General features: G+C 26.5%; 21 protein-coding genes. 14 read left to right on the top strand and 7 right to left on the bottom strand.

Annotated features, from left to right (window positions below):
- Nucleotides 1-51 precede the first annotated feature (51 nt).
- From J2Z24_RS21420 to J2Z24_RS21405, 8 genes are all read left to right on the top strand, one after another.
- Entirely contained in the window at nucleotides 52-2619 is a 2568-nt protein-coding gene (locus J2Z24_RS21420) for a winged helix-turn-helix domain-containing protein (RefSeq protein WP_035147062.1), read from the top strand.
- Entirely contained in the window at nucleotides 2564-2689 is a 126-nt protein-coding gene (locus J2Z24_RS21415; protein WP_162175679.1) for a response regulator transcription factor, read from the top strand. Before J2Z24_RS21420 ends, J2Z24_RS21415 begins: the two co-directional genes overlap by 56 nt.
- A gap of 610 nt (nucleotides 2690-3299) precedes the next feature.
- Nucleotides 3300-4061: a class I SAM-dependent methyltransferase gene (locus tag J2Z24_RS11665; RefSeq protein ID WP_035147065.1), complete on the top strand. Its 762-nt coding sequence runs from the start codon at nucleotides 3300-3302 to the stop codon at nucleotides 4059-4061.
- A gap of 99 nt (nucleotides 4062-4160) precedes the next feature.
- A complete protein-coding gene (locus J2Z24_RS11660) occupies nucleotides 4161-5030 on the top strand; it encodes a CPBP family intramembrane glutamic endopeptidase (protein ID WP_035147067.1) in 870 nt (289 codons plus the stop codon).
- Between the two features lie 334 nt (nucleotides 5031-5364).
- Entirely contained in the window at nucleotides 5365-5859 is a 495-nt protein-coding gene (locus J2Z24_RS11655; RefSeq protein WP_035147070.1) for a GNAT family N-acetyltransferase, read from the top strand.
- Entirely contained in the window at nucleotides 5813-6961 is a 1149-nt protein-coding gene (locus tag J2Z24_RS11650) for a Coenzyme F420 hydrogenase/dehydrogenase, beta subunit C-terminal domain (protein ID WP_241392956.1), read from the top strand. The genes J2Z24_RS11655 and J2Z24_RS11650 overlap by 47 nt, the downstream gene beginning before the upstream one ends.
- A gap of 380 nt (nucleotides 6962-7341) precedes the next feature.
- Nucleotides 7342-7566, top strand: a complete 225-nt coding sequence (locus J2Z24_RS21410) for a hypothetical protein (RefSeq protein WP_241392955.1) — start codon at nucleotides 7342-7344, stop codon at nucleotides 7564-7566.
- The gene (locus J2Z24_RS21405) at nucleotides 7545-7757 is read left to right on the top strand and encodes a hypothetical protein (RefSeq protein WP_241392954.1); all 213 of its coding nucleotides are present in this window, start codon (nucleotides 7545-7547) and stop codon (nucleotides 7755-7757) included. The genes J2Z24_RS21410 and J2Z24_RS21405 overlap by 22 nt, the downstream gene beginning before the upstream one ends.
- A gap of 86 nt (nucleotides 7758-7843) precedes the next feature.
- On the opposite strand, the gene J2Z24_RS11640 is transcribed toward J2Z24_RS21405, so the two are convergent.
- The 3 genes from J2Z24_RS11640 to J2Z24_RS11630 all read right to left on the bottom strand — a co-directional run bounded on the left by J2Z24_RS11640 (nucleotide 7844) and on the right by J2Z24_RS11630 (nucleotide 9544).
- A complete protein-coding gene (locus J2Z24_RS11640) occupies nucleotides 7844-8650 on the bottom strand; it encodes a flavodoxin family protein (RefSeq protein ID WP_051593213.1) in 807 nt (268 codons plus the stop codon).
- A gap of 79 nt (nucleotides 8651-8729) precedes the next feature.
- A complete protein-coding gene (locus J2Z24_RS11635; RefSeq protein WP_035147076.1) occupies nucleotides 8730-8930 on the bottom strand; it encodes a hypothetical protein in 201 nt (66 codons plus the stop codon).
- Between the two features lie 17 nt (nucleotides 8931-8947).
- Nucleotides 8948-9544, bottom strand: coding sequence for a TetR/AcrR family transcriptional regulator (locus J2Z24_RS11630; RefSeq protein WP_085059033.1), 597 nt, complete (start codon nucleotides 9542-9544; stop codon nucleotides 8948-8950).
- Between the two features lie 114 nt (nucleotides 9545-9658).
- Here J2Z24_RS11630 and J2Z24_RS11625 point away from each other — a divergent pair, with 114 nt between their 5' ends.
- Entirely contained in the window at nucleotides 9659-10288 is a 630-nt protein-coding gene (locus tag J2Z24_RS11625) for a CatB-related O-acetyltransferase (protein ID WP_035147080.1), read from the top strand.
- A 341-nt stretch (nucleotides 10289-10629) separates the two neighbouring features.
- Here J2Z24_RS11625 and J2Z24_RS11620 read toward each other — a convergent pair whose 3' ends face one another.
- Both J2Z24_RS11620 and J2Z24_RS11615 read right to left on the bottom strand, forming a co-directional pair.
- A complete protein-coding gene (locus J2Z24_RS11620) occupies nucleotides 10630-10743 on the bottom strand; it encodes a TetR/AcrR family transcriptional regulator (RefSeq protein ID WP_085059034.1) in 114 nt (37 codons plus the stop codon).
- On the bottom strand, nucleotides 10709-10861 hold the full coding sequence (locus J2Z24_RS11615) for a TetR/AcrR family transcriptional regulator (RefSeq protein WP_085059035.1): 153 nt from the start codon (nucleotides 10859-10861) through the stop codon (nucleotides 10709-10711). The genes J2Z24_RS11620 and J2Z24_RS11615 overlap by 35 nt, the downstream gene beginning before the upstream one ends.
- A gap of 257 nt (nucleotides 10862-11118) precedes the next feature.
- Between J2Z24_RS11615 and J2Z24_RS11610 the strand changes: the two genes are divergently transcribed.
- From J2Z24_RS11610 to J2Z24_RS11585, 5 genes are all read left to right on the top strand, one after another.
- Nucleotides 11119-12111, top strand: coding sequence for a hypothetical protein (locus tag J2Z24_RS11610; protein WP_035147082.1), 993 nt, complete (start codon nucleotides 11119-11121; stop codon nucleotides 12109-12111).
- Nucleotides 12112-12199: 88 nt separating this feature from the next.
- A complete protein-coding gene (locus J2Z24_RS11605; RefSeq protein ID WP_035147085.1) occupies nucleotides 12200-12382 on the top strand; it encodes a hypothetical protein in 183 nt (60 codons plus the stop codon).
- 109 nt (nucleotides 12383-12491) lie between these two features.
- A complete protein-coding gene (locus J2Z24_RS11600) occupies nucleotides 12492-12680 on the top strand; it encodes a hypothetical protein (protein ID WP_035147089.1) in 189 nt (62 codons plus the stop codon).
- Between the two features lie 272 nt (nucleotides 12681-12952).
- Complete coding sequence (gene uppS / locus J2Z24_RS11595) at nucleotides 12953-13672, top strand: polyprenyl diphosphate synthase (RefSeq protein WP_035147093.1); 720 nt, start codon at nucleotides 12953-12955, stop codon at nucleotides 13670-13672.
- 470 nt (nucleotides 13673-14142) lie between these two features.
- Nucleotides 14143-14856, top strand: coding sequence for a histidine phosphatase family protein (locus J2Z24_RS11585; RefSeq protein WP_035147095.1), 714 nt, complete (start codon nucleotides 14143-14145; stop codon nucleotides 14854-14856).
- A 220-nt stretch (nucleotides 14857-15076) separates the two neighbouring features.
- On the opposite strand, the gene J2Z24_RS11580 is transcribed toward J2Z24_RS11585, so the two are convergent.
- Both J2Z24_RS11580 and J2Z24_RS11575 read right to left on the bottom strand, forming a co-directional pair.
- Nucleotides 15077-15367, bottom strand: a complete 291-nt coding sequence (locus tag J2Z24_RS11580; RefSeq protein ID WP_035147098.1) for a hypothetical protein — start codon at nucleotides 15365-15367, stop codon at nucleotides 15077-15079.
- Complete coding sequence (locus J2Z24_RS11575; protein WP_035147101.1) at nucleotides 15360-15662, bottom strand: DUF2089 family protein; 303 nt, start codon at nucleotides 15660-15662, stop codon at nucleotides 15360-15362. Before J2Z24_RS11575 ends, J2Z24_RS11580 begins: the two co-directional genes overlap by 8 nt.
- Nucleotides 15663-15779: the final 117 nt, after the last annotated feature.

Below are 15779 nucleotides of genomic sequence, written 5' to 3'. Positions count from 1 at the left end.
AATTAAAATAATAAAAAATTAATTATTATATTAGCTACAGAGGTGAAAAGCATGAGTTCAACAATAACTATTTGTAATAAAGAACAAAAAAAATCTTATGAGAATGAAGTGATATTAAGATATGATCTGTTTGAGATTCTTAATCAAATTCTTTCTAAAAAAATAACCTATATTCATGGACCAGCTGGTTATGGTAAAACTACATTGATTTCGACCTGGATTGAAATTAACAATTATACTTCGGATACAATATACATAAATACACTTAATGATGAATGGGATCAAAATAGCTTTTTATACTCTATTATAATATCAATAGAGAAATATATATCAGCAAGTATAAGCAGTACAGATAAATGTATTAATAATACAAATTTGTTATTTACAAAGTTACAAAAACTTATGGAAACTCTTTCAAATATGAATGAGCATATATTTATAATAATTGACAACTTTGAATTACTTAAAGATAAAAATCTTTTTGAAAAAGTTTTATGTGAGTATTATTCAATACCTGATAATATTCATTTTATTTTGTTATCAAAAACTCTTCCAATTATAGGTTTAAGTCAGCTAAAACTAAATGATACCTTTTTTGAAATAGGTGTATCTCACTTGAAATTTACAATGGAAGACACAGAAATCTTTTTTAACAAAATATATGAATTAAACTTAAATACAAAGGAAATTGAAAATATTTTATCTTTTACTGAAGGGTGGCCAAGCATCCTAAAGCTAATAGCCTTAACTATACAAGAAACAGCTTCAATAAGACATAATTTAGAAAACCTAACCATGTATAACTATTACGTTTACGAATATTTAGATAGAGAGGTATTTCATTATTTTAATGATGATTTGCAGGAGTTTATGCTTAAAACATCTATATTAGATGAATTAGATTATAGATTATGTATGTTCTTAACAGGTAAAGAAAATGCAGCAGAAATACTTGAATTATTATACAAAGCTAATGTTCTCACTAAATGTAAAAAAACTGGCTCTTTAAAATATCCTAAAATATTAAGATCTTTTTTAAAAAACAAACTTTTTAAAAATAATTCCAGTATTGTAAATGACTTATATACTCATGCCGCTAATTGGTTTAATAAAAATAATATGATAGAGGAGTCCTTTGAATATTATTTAAAAATTGATGAATATGCAGAATGTCTTAAACTTGTAGAGAAAAATTCAAATTCATTTTTATCCAATGGAGAATTTATAAAATTAGTACATATTATTGAAAAACTGCCCTTAAATGAACTTCTTAAAAACCCAGTTATAGTAGTTTACTATTGTATTTGTTTGGCTCTTACAGGAAAATTAGATAGAGAAGAATCTATATTATTCCTAAAAGGAATTAATCTTAACAGTGAACATTTTAAAGATTTTTCCCATGAAATACTTTTTATTAGAATTACAAGTGCTATAGTACGTCTTGATTTAGATTATGGTTTATCCCTTACTAAGAATTATTGTGAATCAGAATCTAAAATTAAATTATTTAAAGAAATTACTAATGCAAATTTAGGAGAACTTTATTTCTTTATAGGTGATTTTGATAAATCTGAAACATACTATAAAAAATATAATATATCTTTTCATGAAAACCAAAATATTTACCTTTATTTTATAGCTCAATATAGGCTTGGATATATAAAACACTTAACTGGAAATTTATATGAGGCAGGTAAAATATATAAGGATAATATTAATAAAATATCTCATAATGATAAGCCTCTAATCTATATAACTGATGTATTTTATGCGGGCTTAGCTAATGTATACTATGAATTAAATGATTTAGATAAATCATTCTATTATATAAATAAAGCTATTGAATTAACCTTAAATAGAGATGGCTATGATGATTTGATTTTTGAATATATTACATTTGCAAAAATACTAGTTGAAAAAAATAAAATTGATGAAGCCTTTGATATCATAATTAAAATAAATAATTTGGTTGATAAGTACAATAGTACATTTATTCTTTCTTTATGTATCTTTGATATTGTAATTATATTAGATAAAATAGGTCAAATAGATATGGCTAAAAAATTAATGATTAAGTTTTTTTATAGTAAAAAAAGTATAGGATACTTAGCCTATGAACCTCAGCATTTTTCAAAGATATTTCTTCTTTTTAAAGAAGATAAATTGGATTCAGCAATAACTTTATTAGATAAAATGAAGGAACCTATATTTAACTCTAAACGAGTGGAAAGTCAGATAAAATTTTTACTTTTATTTGCCATTGTTAAATACAATAATGGTAATAAGGAAGGTGCTATGCTCGAGTTAGAAAAAGCAATAAAACTTGGACATAAAAATTATTATTGCAGAATTTTTTTAGATTGTATTAACTACATAAATAATATACTTATAGATTTAAATAATCATAACATATCATTAGGTAAAACAAATAATTATATTTTTGAACTTATTAAGTATACACAATCAAATACTAATTCCACTTCTAAGAAATTAAGAGTAGATAACTCTTTAAGTGGAAGGGAACAACAAGTTCTTGGATTGGTAGCAGAAGGATTATCTAATATTGAAATATCAAAGAATATATATTTCAGAAAGCACAGTAAAAAAGCATATAAATAATATTTTCAACAAGCTTAATGTTAAAAACAGAGCTCAAGCAATAAAGTTTTATAATGCATATTTCATATAATAAATTATAGACGTAATTTGTTAACATCACATAAAAGCAGTTAATGAGCTAAGTGTATAGCTCATAATTTGCTTTTATATGTTAATACTTCGTTTCTTCTTCTTAAGGATTCTCTAAATAGAATATTTACCCTGAATAGCTACACTTGGTAGTCCTCCAGATGGAAGCATAATTTCTCCACCTAATGCATCAATATGGCTTTCACTAATAAGATAGTCATAACTTACATTGTAGAGTTGACTTAATAGAATGGAACTTTGTCAACTAAACTTAACATTCCTATCTTTCTAATTAATAAATTCTAAGTCCTCTCTCCTGCAATCTATTGTCTAACATTCCGTAATTTTCTTAAAAATATGTTATAATTATTTCACAATGGTATTTTAAGTAAAATAAATTATTATTTACATACCTTCTTTAGGATTTAAAGGTACTAAAACTATAATAAATTGATATGAAAGTAGGTGAACTTATAATGAGAGCAAAACGAATTAACTACTCGGTGCAGTTAATATAATCTGATAGCAGATTGTATCGAGTAAAAATATACTTGCTATCAGTTAACTGCACTGCTTTTATTTTAAATAATAATATTAAAAGGAGAACAGTTATGAGTTATGATAAATTAAAAAATCTATGGAAAAAAGATGAAGAAATGAGCTTTCAAGGATGGAATTTTTCCTATTTAAAAAACAGATGGGAAGAGGAACATTTACCTTGGGACTATAAAGATATATTAAAAAAGTATTTAAAATCTAATTATCAGTTGCTTGATATGGGCACAGGTGGTGGAGAGTTTTTATTATCCTTAAACCATCCTTATGAAAAAACTTCCGTTACAGAAGCTTGGGAACCTAATGTTAAATTATGTAATGACAGGTTATCACCATTAGGTATTTGTGTTCGTCAAGTGTATGAAGATACCCAATTACCCTTTGAAGAAAATTCTTTTGATATAATCATTAATAGGCATGAATCCTATAATGTAAAAGAAGTTAAAAGAATATTAAAACCTAATGGTATATTTATTACACAGCAAGTAGGTGGAAAGAATAATGAATTTCTTTCTAAACGATTGATTAAAAATTTTGTATCACAATATTCATACCTTAATTTGAATTATTCATTAAAACAATTTAAAAGAAATTCATTTGAGATTTTATACAAAAACGAATATTTCCCATATTTACGATTTTATGATGTTGGAGCTATTGTGTACTTCGCTAAAATCATCCAATGGGAGTTCCCTTACTTTTCTGTAGATAGTTGTTTTGATGAGTTATGCAAAATATATGAAGAATTAAAAACATCCCACTACATTGAAAGCTATGAACATAGATTTATTATTGTATCTAGAAATATAAAAGAGTAATAATCTAAAAATTATTTATTTTTTATTAAAATGAATTTATTGAGTATATTCCACTTATCTAAATTAGTAATAAATTACAAGAAAGTAGGTAATTGATTTATGGAAAATGAAATAGTTGAGAATAAATTTGAATTGTCCGTATTAGGTTCTTTTAAAATCATACTCATGTACTATATTTTAATACCACTTATTGTAGGACTTCCTCTTAGATTAATTGTAATAAATATGCCCTTTGGCTCCTATGAAACTTTGTCGCTAATTATAGTTTTATTAAATGATATAATAATAAATATTGTAGGAGTAAAATTAACTTTAAATAAAATAAGAAATAAACTTAAAGTTAATTTTAAGATACATTATATTGAAAAATTTAATTTTAAACTATTATTATACACAGCTCTTCTATTTTTGGGCTTCTTTGTATGTCGCCAAAGTTCCATTGGTCATTTAGTAGAAAAAATACCCCTACCCAATTTTATTGAAGAGAAATTTGAAAACTTATCTTTATCTGCCACTCCTTCTCTAATAGTTGCTTTCATTGTAGTAGTTATTTCTATTATAATAGTAGCACCTATTTTCGAGGAAATACTTATAAGAGGAATTATCCTAGAAGGATTTTTAAATAAGTATAAGGCATCAACTGCCATAATTGTTTCATCACTTATATTTGGAATAATTCATTTAAATATTCCTCAATTTATTAATTCTACACTTTTAGGACTGTTTTTAGCAATAATATACTATAAAACAAAATCTTTAATACTATGTATTGTATCTCATGCGTTAAACAACCTATTTGCTATTGCTTTAATTTTTGTAAATTTCCAGTTTGATGCTATAAGTCTTCTTATAGGTATAGTAATCTTTATAGTATCAGGAATATTTTTTATAAAACATATTAATAAATTACCATCTACTAATGTTAATTTTGAGAAAAATAGCTCATCATCACAATTACCTGTTGAATAATAAACTTCTCATATTGGTAAATTATATGTTGACTCTACTTTTTGAATAGAGTTTATACTTTTCTTAGGGATGATTTGATGACTAGAAATGAAGTATGTAATGGTCCTATGATTCATTGTAATAGTTTTAAATAATCTCTTGTCAATAAAGCTGGGAGTGCTAACATAACATTCCTAGCTTTATTATTACCTTGCCTCAAGTCTCCCCTATTACAATTGTATCCAATACAAGTCTCCTGCCACCTTGAACTTTGAATATTTTCCATAATCTTTTCTGAAATATGTTATAATTATTTCATATATTATAAGATAATGCGTCAATAAAGGAGAAATTTATGATAAACAATAAAATATCCTATGAGAAAATATATCCAGTTGATTATGAGATACTAACAAGAATAATGACTTCTGCATTTAATGAAGATACATCAATGCATACTGATTTGAAAGAGGACGGTCCTACTGGATATAGTGATGGTAGTTTAATTAAAAAACTTAATGAGCATAAAGACTTTGAAAGTTATAAAATAATTTATAAAAATAATATTGTTGGTGCTTACACTATTGGAATAAAGGAAAATAATGAATATACCTTAGAACTATTATTTATTAACTCAGATTATCGAAAAGATCATCTAGGAACTATGGTATGGAAGGACATAGAACAAAAATACAAAGATGCTAAAAAATGGACTGTTGAAACTCCCGATTATTCAAAAAGAAACCATCACTTTTACACTAAAAAATGCGGCTTTATTTTTTGTAGAGAAAACATATGTGCTAATGGTAGTAAATCTTTCATCTTTGAGAAGGAGATTTATCATGGATAAAATTTATTCAAACAAAAAGAATTGTTCAGGTTGTAGTGCATGTTATAATACTTGCCCTACAAAGGCAATTAATATGAAGCCAGATGAAGAGGGATTTTTATACCCAACTATAGACCAACGCCTATGTATAGACTGCCATAAATGCATAAATATTTGTCCTTTAGTTTGTGATGGAAATTATAAAGAAATAACTGTGCCAGAATTTTTAGTAGCCAAACATAAGTCAGAAGAGGTTCTCATGAAATCAACATCTGGAGGAGCTTTTACAGCACTTTCCGATGCCATACTTAGGGAAGGCGGAGTTGTTTATGGAGTTGACTACGATGATGAATTCCATGTGTTGCATAAAAGGGCTGAAACTTTTGAAGACCGAAACCGAATGAGAATATCTAAGTATGTACAAAGCAATATAAGTAATATTTTCCAACAAATAAAAAAGGACTTAATTAATAAAAGAAAAGTCTTATTTACAGGAACACCTTGTCAAACCGCAGGATTACGTGGATATATGGATAATTCACCACTTACGGAAAATCTATATGTATGTGATGTGATTTGCCATAGTATTCCAAGTCCTCTAGTTTGGGAGGATTACAAAAGATTATTACAAAAAGAATATGGTGGGAAATTAACTAGTATTCAATTTCGATCTAAGATAATTGATTGGAGTCGTGAAAATAGTAATAAAACATTTTTATTTACTACTTCAAATAGTCAAGAGATCCATAACGATGAAAGATTTTATAAGCTTTTCTTTGGAAAAAAGACTATTATGCGTCCTTCCTGTGAACAATGCCGATTTACGGATATACATCGTGCTTCAGATATTACCATTGCGGATTATTGGGGAATTGAGAAGTATGCTCCTGAATGGATGGATAAAAGAGGAGTTTCTGTAGTCTTAATAAATACCAAAAAAGGAGCTGAGCTTTTCAAAGAATGTAGTAAAGAATTGAAATATGAGAAGCGCCCAAAAGAAGAATCCCTTACAGAACAACAACGCTTAAGTGAACCTATAAAATTTCCAGAAAGCCGTAAGAAATTCTGGGAGGATTATAGAAAATATGGCTTTCAGTATATCATTGAACAATTAACCAAATAACACTGCTAGAATTTTGTAAAATCATCCAAGCATCTAAGATCACTAAAAAAGTCCTAAATAAATAATATTTAAAGCATAACTTTTAATACTAAGACAGGAAGTTATAATTATAAGGAAATATTAATTCAAAGGATGAAAAAATATATGATATGCTTGGATGCATTTATTATAATAAAACAAATCCTTAAGTAATAGAAGGAAACGTATTTTCAATTGCATTTGGTAAAACTTTGTAAATTGGGCAATTCATTTTTATTTCAAAAAGTTTATTCCACCTTATAACAGTTATTACACAACACTTGATTCCAGAATAGGTTAAGTTTTACAATATTTTGCCGATATAAGTTATAGACTAAGAATTATATTAGCGAGATGTAAAAATGAATTTCTATATAAATAATGCTTATAATAGCAAATCTTATAATTCTTCTATAACATCAGAAAATCAACATAAGGATAAAGATACAGAGAAGTTGAAAAAAAAGAAACAAATTATATCAGAAAAACAAGGAAAATATTACTGCACATATGTAGTGGATGAAAAAGGTCAGAAAGTTTTATTAAACAAAGTTCTATTTCTCAAATGGAAAAACAAAAAGTCTTAGAAAATTCAACGGATTCTGGTGAAACAAAGTCCTGTCATTATAATGCAAATAAAAATCACAGTACAGCTTTTCAGTATAAACAAGAAATGCACATGGAAGCAACTCACAGAAAAAATTTACAAGAAGTAATGAATATTCTAAAAGGAAATGTAGGTATTGCAACCACTTCAAAGAAACTTTTTGGATATTAACTTTCATAAGTTTTAGTATAACAATAAACTTGCCACTAAAATGGCAAGTTTAAAACTTTATATATAATTACTATGTAGTTTTTAAACTAATATTTTGAGTTGATTGGTTTAGGTATATTAAAGTACCATATTTTTACCACAGCTTTTGATAATGCTCTTTTGAAAGGGTTTATTTTTACATTGTAATAATATTCTGTGCCCTTTTCAAGCCAACCCTTGTTTTTCCAATATTGATAATCTGCTAAACCTTTTTCTGCACCATAAAAAGCATATTTTTGAAGATTAAAACTTATGAGCTTAATAAGCCCCGGTTTTTCAGGCTTAGTATCTATAAGTGAATTATAAAATGCTTTTGAAGCTTTAATAATATTCTTTTCAGTGGTTTTAATTAGTCTTTTCTTCTCATTCTCTAAGATTTTACCAGGTGGACATATTACTCCTAGTCTTTGTGATATATTAAAACCCCAGGTGCTTACTGCAAAAGTAACAATGGATAATACCACTTTTAATCCAACTGCTCCAGTAGTAGCAATGATCATAGCCCGTTTACCATGAAAACGTGGTCGATGGCTAATATATGCAAAGCGATCGATAAAGTTTTTCATAATCCAAGGAACATTATAAACATATACAGGTGCAGCAAATATTACACTATCTGCTTCTTTTATTTTAGCTTCAATTTGTTCACGGTTATCTTTTAATGGACAATGACTCTCTCCTTTTTCAAGACATTGAAAACACCCTCTGCATGTCTCAAGATTAGTATTTTTAAGCATTAAATACTCAAATTCAATATTTTTATTCATTTTTAAGATTTTTTCCTCTACCTTTTTTGCTACCTCATAAGTATTACCCTTTCCTTTTGGACTTCCTATAATTGTTAGTATCTTCATGATTAATACTCTCCAAATATTATAATTTATTTTCAAATTTTCATTTTACAATTATGCTTGCAATAAAACTAAAAAATATTTAATGTTTTATTACTTGAATAATTAGGAGTATAGTAGAAAACAATCCGAATATAACCGATGCAATACCTATTCTCATATGGAAAGCCAACGAATCAATATTATTTACAAGATCATGAGACTTAATCCATAATCCACAAATCAATGTTGATAAAAGAAGCAATATAGTTACAATTCCTGTTATTAAAGATATTACTTTCATTTAAAATCCCCTCATCCTTATTTATTAATTACACTATTTACTATGATATCAATAAGTTCATCCCTTTGAGCTTTATTATTAATGTCTATGCCAGTGTATATCTGAAATGCTTGAGAACGTATATAAGTAACTTGAAGAGTTGCAATTATCTCTAGAGCAATTATTCGCATTTCTATCTCATCCTTGGTATCTTTATATATTTCTCTTAATACTGGTATCAAATACAGTGGTGTTTGCATATCCCCTTGTTGTATGTCATATGACGCTAATATCAAACTAAGTTTACTATAGCGTACAGTAAAATCAGAAAGCTCTTTAAGCATTATTTTTAATCTTTGAATTGGATTTTTATCTTCACTATCATTTAACTTTTGTAGCTGTACTGCCATCTCACTCATGGTATGAGAAACTGCCTTGTAAAGTAAGTTTTCTTTTGTTTGAAAATGATAGTTGATTAATCCCACACCTACCTTTGCACGCTTTGCAATTTCACGTATTGTTATTTTATCTGGCTCACCAACCTCATTCAACATATCAATAGTTACTTTGATTATTTTATCTTTAGCGTTAATATCCTTATTAAACATTTTATATCTCCTTATATGAAAAATCATACATAAACTGAACCAAATTTGAACATGTTCAGTATAGCAAATCCGCTAAACAATGTCAATATATATCTAGCAATATGTTATAATTAATTCATAATATAAAGGAGATAATTAAATATGACTATTCCAAATTTAAATAAAGTGTATCCAAGAAGTAATGATTATCAAACAGTATATCTTAAAAATGTAATTACTAAAGATAATATAAAAGTTGGAAATTATACAATATACAATGATTTTTATAATGATCCGAGGGATTTTGAAAAAAATAATGTATTATATCATTATCCTGTAAATAATGATAAATTAATAATAGGAAAATTTTGTTCAATTGCATGTAGAACAAAGTTTCTCATGACTAGTGGAAATCATTCAATGAGATCACTATCCACTTACACATTTCCAATATTTTATGAGGAATGGGGTTTAAACATCAGCCATATAACAGATGCTTGGGATAATAAAGGTGATATTCTAATTGGCAATGATGTATGGATAGGATATGATGCTATAATTATGTCAGGTGTAAAAATTGGAGATGGTGCAATTATTGGAACTAGAGCAGTAGTTACCAGAGATGTTCCACCTTACACTATTGTTGGAGGAGTACCAGCAAAAGCTATAAAAAAAAGGTTTAGTGATGGCGTAATTTTTAAGTTGATGAAAATTAAGTGGTGGGATTGGCCATATGAAAAAATCCAAGCAAATATTCAACACATTCAATCAGGAAACATTGATAAGTTATAGTGATATTTTGTAACCTACTTTAACTATATCATCAAGTGATTCTTAGGTTCAGGTGAAATTTGCTTGAGAAAAATACTTTCTCCATTTAAACCTTATAGAACTTATTCAGTAGCATGACCCCCTGCCATGCAGGTAGAAAGCTTTAAAATCTCCAATGGAATAAAGCTTCTTGATTGAAGCCAATCTCTTTCAAAATTAGAGATTGGCTTTAATTATACTGTTATAGTATGACCTTGTAGTAATCCTTGGATTAGTACATTTAATTATTCCCTTTTCAAATAATATCTTAAGATATTTAGAAAATTTTTCTGCAACTTTATTCATTCCATAATTATACATAATTATGGGTACAATACAGCCTTTGTAAAGCCACATTCTGAGGCAATCTGATTCATAGAAGTAGCATTATATCCGCTTTCTCTAAAAACTGATAATGCTATTTTTAAAATTTGCATATATAGTTCCTACTGAAACTTCTCCCTTCTCTGCTATATCAGTAATTTTTGTCTCTTTATATCCTTTCTGAGAAAATACATCAATTGCAGCTTCTTTGATTTTAGTTACATTATCCATATCATAAATATCTCAATAAAAACAAATATTTGTTCAAAACTTTACATATACAATAATTAATAGTTAACTTATTTATAATTTACTTTAGTAATATGTTATAATTAACTAATAATAGTAAAATAATACAAATAGATATTTCTACTTTTAACCATTACTTTATAACAGAATAAGATATTTGATTTTCATCAATTGATTTTACAAATTGCCATAGCAATATTAGGGCAAATAAAATAAATATTAACAAGGGAGGTATAACAATGATAAAGGAGAATTTTATTAAGTTTTTTAAGCACTATATTAAACCTTGGAAAAGTTCCCTAATAACATTGATAATTTCTATGGTGGTTGGCTTCTGTTTCGGATTAAAGTTTTCTAACGGATTCAATTTGGAATTTTATAAAGATGATGGACAAGTATTATTATTAATTTCTATTGGTATTATTTTGATTACATATGTATACATTTATTATAGGCATAAATGTATAATGTCTCATATAAATTTAGATATTGATACAACATCTTTTAAATATATTTTTTATTCACTATCTTTTTTCATTTTTGCCCTATATTATAATTTAAATAAAGAATATTTCTTTCAATCCTATTCTTTAAATATATTTGGAATTGCTCAATCTCAATATATATTTATAATAAACTTTATTGGATATTTTATAATTACTACCATAATATACTCTATTATTTTTAAGGAATATTCTATCAAAAAAATAGGAAAAGATGGAGTGGAGTTTGAAACAGAGAAATCCATAGCAGAAATACAAAATGAACTTATTAATCAATATGTAACCATAATAGATGACTTCTCAAAAAACATGTGTGATATTGATAAATTAATGACAGAATTGGAAGATGATAATTTGATAAGAGATGATTATACTCTTGATGAATTTATCCTTTTGCTTGATGGATTTTTAAGTTTATTTATATGTGAAAATACAGACTTAAGTATTGTTTTACTTCCATATAATAAATTCGATGAATTTTTAACAAATGAATTATCATATAATGCTTTTATTTTAAAAAAAGTAAAAACAAATATGCAGAATAATTATGTATATGCATACGAAAACAAGATATTTGTAAAATATTATCTCAGTTTATTTGGTGATTACATTACCATTATTATTGATTGTTTAAAAACTTATCCAGCAGGTTTAGGAGAACTATTATATTCATATATTGTTGCTTTAGAAACAAGTTATTCTAAGCATCTAAAAAAGTTGAATAATTAAACTATAGTGAAAAAAAGGTAAAAAAACTTCAACACTTGACTAACTATGATATTAATTATAAAATACAGTTAAATAGGAGTGGAATCATATGGGAAAGAAATTTGATATTTTAAGAGAAATTGCAATTACTAAGGATCAACGTAAAATTAATAATAAGAGTGATCAATATTTAAACTCAGATAGAGTCATTAGCCCAGGAGTACCTAAACGAGCAGGAATAGATGCTACAGAAAGGGTTAATAGATTATATTATAAATTTATTAAAAGATAGTGATTTTTGAGACCGTGTTTTTTATTCATGGTCCTTTTTTATTTATTCATTTTGATGTGTTTTATGAATATACTATATTTAGGTAAATACTATATTAAGGTGATACTTGATGAAATTTAAAAATATCCATATTCTTCGTACTATAGTGGCTAGAAAAGAAGCTGATCCAGATAACCAGAAACCGCATTTAAATGTAGATGCAATTATAAATCCTCCTATTCCTCGGAGGTCTGGAGAGGATATTACAGCAAAAGTTAATAAACTATATTGGCAATATTTCAAACAACGTTGCTTATAATATAGAAAACTCCTCCCGGCAAATATCCGGGATTTGTTTTTTTATGCAACTATTATTATGTTATAATTAAATTATAATAGTAATATAGATAAATTATTGTTTAAAAATTAGAGTGTGTTGTTAGGCTATTAATAAATTAACTATAGTCATTCTATTGGCAATTATCTTCTTTCTTTTTAATACATTTGTAATGGGAAAGCTCAAATCTCACTCCTGTAGAATTAGAAAATATTGCGGATGGTAGCTATATAATAAAAGAAAGGCTGCGGAAAATGAATAATATAATTAAGAATTTATTAGATGATAAAAGAATTAAGATACCAAGGCATATTGCCATAGTTTGTGATGGGAATGGTAGATGGGCTGAAATGAAAGGTCTCCCTCGAACTTTTGGTCATAAAACTGGTACAAAGCCTATTGAAAATATTACTAGAGCTTGTTCTGAATTAGAAGTTGAAGTCCTTACTTTCTATGTTTTTTCTACTGAGAATTGGAACCGTTCAGCTCAAGAGGTAAATTTTTTAATGAAACTTTTTATAGAATTCTTCATAAAATTACGTAATGAATCCGGTGAAAATATTAGGGTAAAACATATTGGTATCACTGATAATCTTTCTTCTCAATTAATAAATGAAATTAAAAAAACAGAAAATTTAACAGAAAATAATTCAGGTATGTTATTGAATATTGCATTAAATTATGGAAGTCGCTCTGAGATAACAAATGCTATAAAAAACATAGTACATGATTTAGATGTTGGTATTATCAATACTGATAAAATAAATGAGGACTTAGTTAATAATTATATGTTTACTTTAGGGTTGCCTGATGTTGACTTAATTATTAGAACAAGTGGAGAAATGAGAATAAGTAATTTCTTATTATGGCAATCTGCAAAAGCCAAGTTATGGTTTACTAAAGACTTTTGGCCGGATTTTAAATATTCTCACTTAAAAGAAGCAATTGAGTACTACAATAACATAGATATGTAATATTAATCTTGAAATTCAAATAATTCTTCTACTGTCGTATGGAATACAATTCACTTTGTTTCATTCCTGCATTTTCTCTATATTCTTTTACTTTAGTTTTCAATCTTACCATTTCTAAATCCCCTAGCATCAAGGACACAAAATATAATACTCCTTAAAATAGTAAGAATAGATAGTCCTCCAACTATACCATATCCTATAATTATAGTATTAGTAATAATAATGCTGGTACAATTTTTACTGACATCCAAACTTTTAAACTAATTCTTTTATCCTTCATATTAATCCCTCCACATGTGATATATTTATAACTTATGTTATAATTTTATATACATTAAGTGTAATTTATAACAGTGTGTAGAATACAAACAATCTTCTTTCAGAACTGGATAATTTGACATTAAAAAATATTATAAATTCAATAAGTAATTGAAATATCAAATCATGCAAAAAGAATATGGAGGGAAAAAATGAGCACTAAAAATAAAGGAAAAGTTATTTTATATTTAATGAGACATGGACAAACCATTTTAAACAAAGCTAAAAGAACTCAAGGATGGTGCGATGGAGTTCTTACTAAGGAAGGAATTGAAGTAGCTGTAAATACTGCTCTTGGGCTTAGTGATATTAAATTTAAAGCAGCTTATAGTAGTGATTTAGGTAGAGCAATAAAGACTGCAAGAATTGTTATAAACGAAAATAAGGCAAGTACCAATTTACAATTAAAAGAACTTGAAAACTTAAGAGAAGTACATTTTGGTAAATATGAAGGTGAGCTTGAAAAAATAATGTTTAGAGATATACTTTCTTATCTTAATGTAAGTTCTTTTGAAGAAGCAGACGAAAAATATAATTTTCAAAAGGAATACTGTAATTCATGTTACGCTCTAGATGAAACAAAACAAGCAGAAAATTATGATACAGTAATAAAAAGAGTTATGAAAAGCTTAAAAGATATATGTATAGAAAATTCTGATGGCAATATATCAAATGTGCTTATAGTAGCCCATGGAGGAATAATTAGATTGATTATTGATTATTTGGATAAAAGTTTTAATGTAAGGCATATGGATAATTCAAGCATATCTAAGATTATATATGAAGATGGAAACTTTAAGGTTCAATCTATAAATGATAATAGTTATAGTGAAAAAGGTAAAGCTATAAAAAGAAAAATTAGTTAGTTAATAATAAACAAATTTAAATTATATGGTATAGTTTTCCCTAATTATATTAACATCTTATGTATTATGACATACTGTTGTCATAATTAATCTGATATTATATAAAGAAAAAAGGAGTGCTCACTTAGCATTCCTTCATCTTTTATTAAATTATTTCAAGTTCTTAATTCTATAATCCCATTCCCTACAATAATAAATATTAGATTAGTTTATAATTTATTTAGTCAATATCTTTAGCATACATTTTTTCTAACTCTTTCTTTTTTGTTTTTGCATATCCGTCTGCCCATATTAGTAATGAAATGATAATTGGAAATACAATTATTTTAACAATAGATAAAAGTGAAGAATCAATTTTACCACACACTACTCCATAAATTCCAACTGCTAATAGTGCTAAAGGAATAATTCCTCCTAAAAACCAATACTTTCTTTTATTAGTATTACTTAAGACAACCTGTGCTATTGCTATTATAATTACAGTAATAAAAATCCAAATAGTGTTATTCATTTTTCTTCCCATCCTTTACTTTTTTATATTTTTCAATAATTAGTTTTGCTGTTTCTAAATCTATTTTCTCATTTAAAGCTAATTCTTTAACAAAAGAAGTAAATGGCTCTGATTCTTCCTTATCATATAATTTTATTCTCTGAATAAGCTGATCTAGTCTAAGTCTTACTGTAGGATAAGATACTTCATACAATGTTGCAATCTCTTTTAATGAGCCTGAAGCTAGTATAAACTTTTTAATAAACTCCAAATCCTCACTGCCTAAATTCAACACCCAATTAGGTGGTTTTTTCATACTATACCTCCTTAACTTTATTCAACAGTTACTAAATAAATTCTTTAATAATATTAATTATAACCTTAATATTGTTAAAGTCAATAGTAAAATAAAAAATATATAATTGTTCATGGA

Origin of the sequence: Clostridium tetanomorphum, from assembly GCF_017873215.1 — a bacterium.
Lineage (GTDB): Bacteria > Bacillota > Clostridia > Clostridiales > Clostridiaceae > Clostridium_AO > Clostridium_AO tetanomorphum.
Note: the sequence above shows the minus strand (reverse complement) of the source record. Positions and strands in the feature narration are given on the sequence as shown.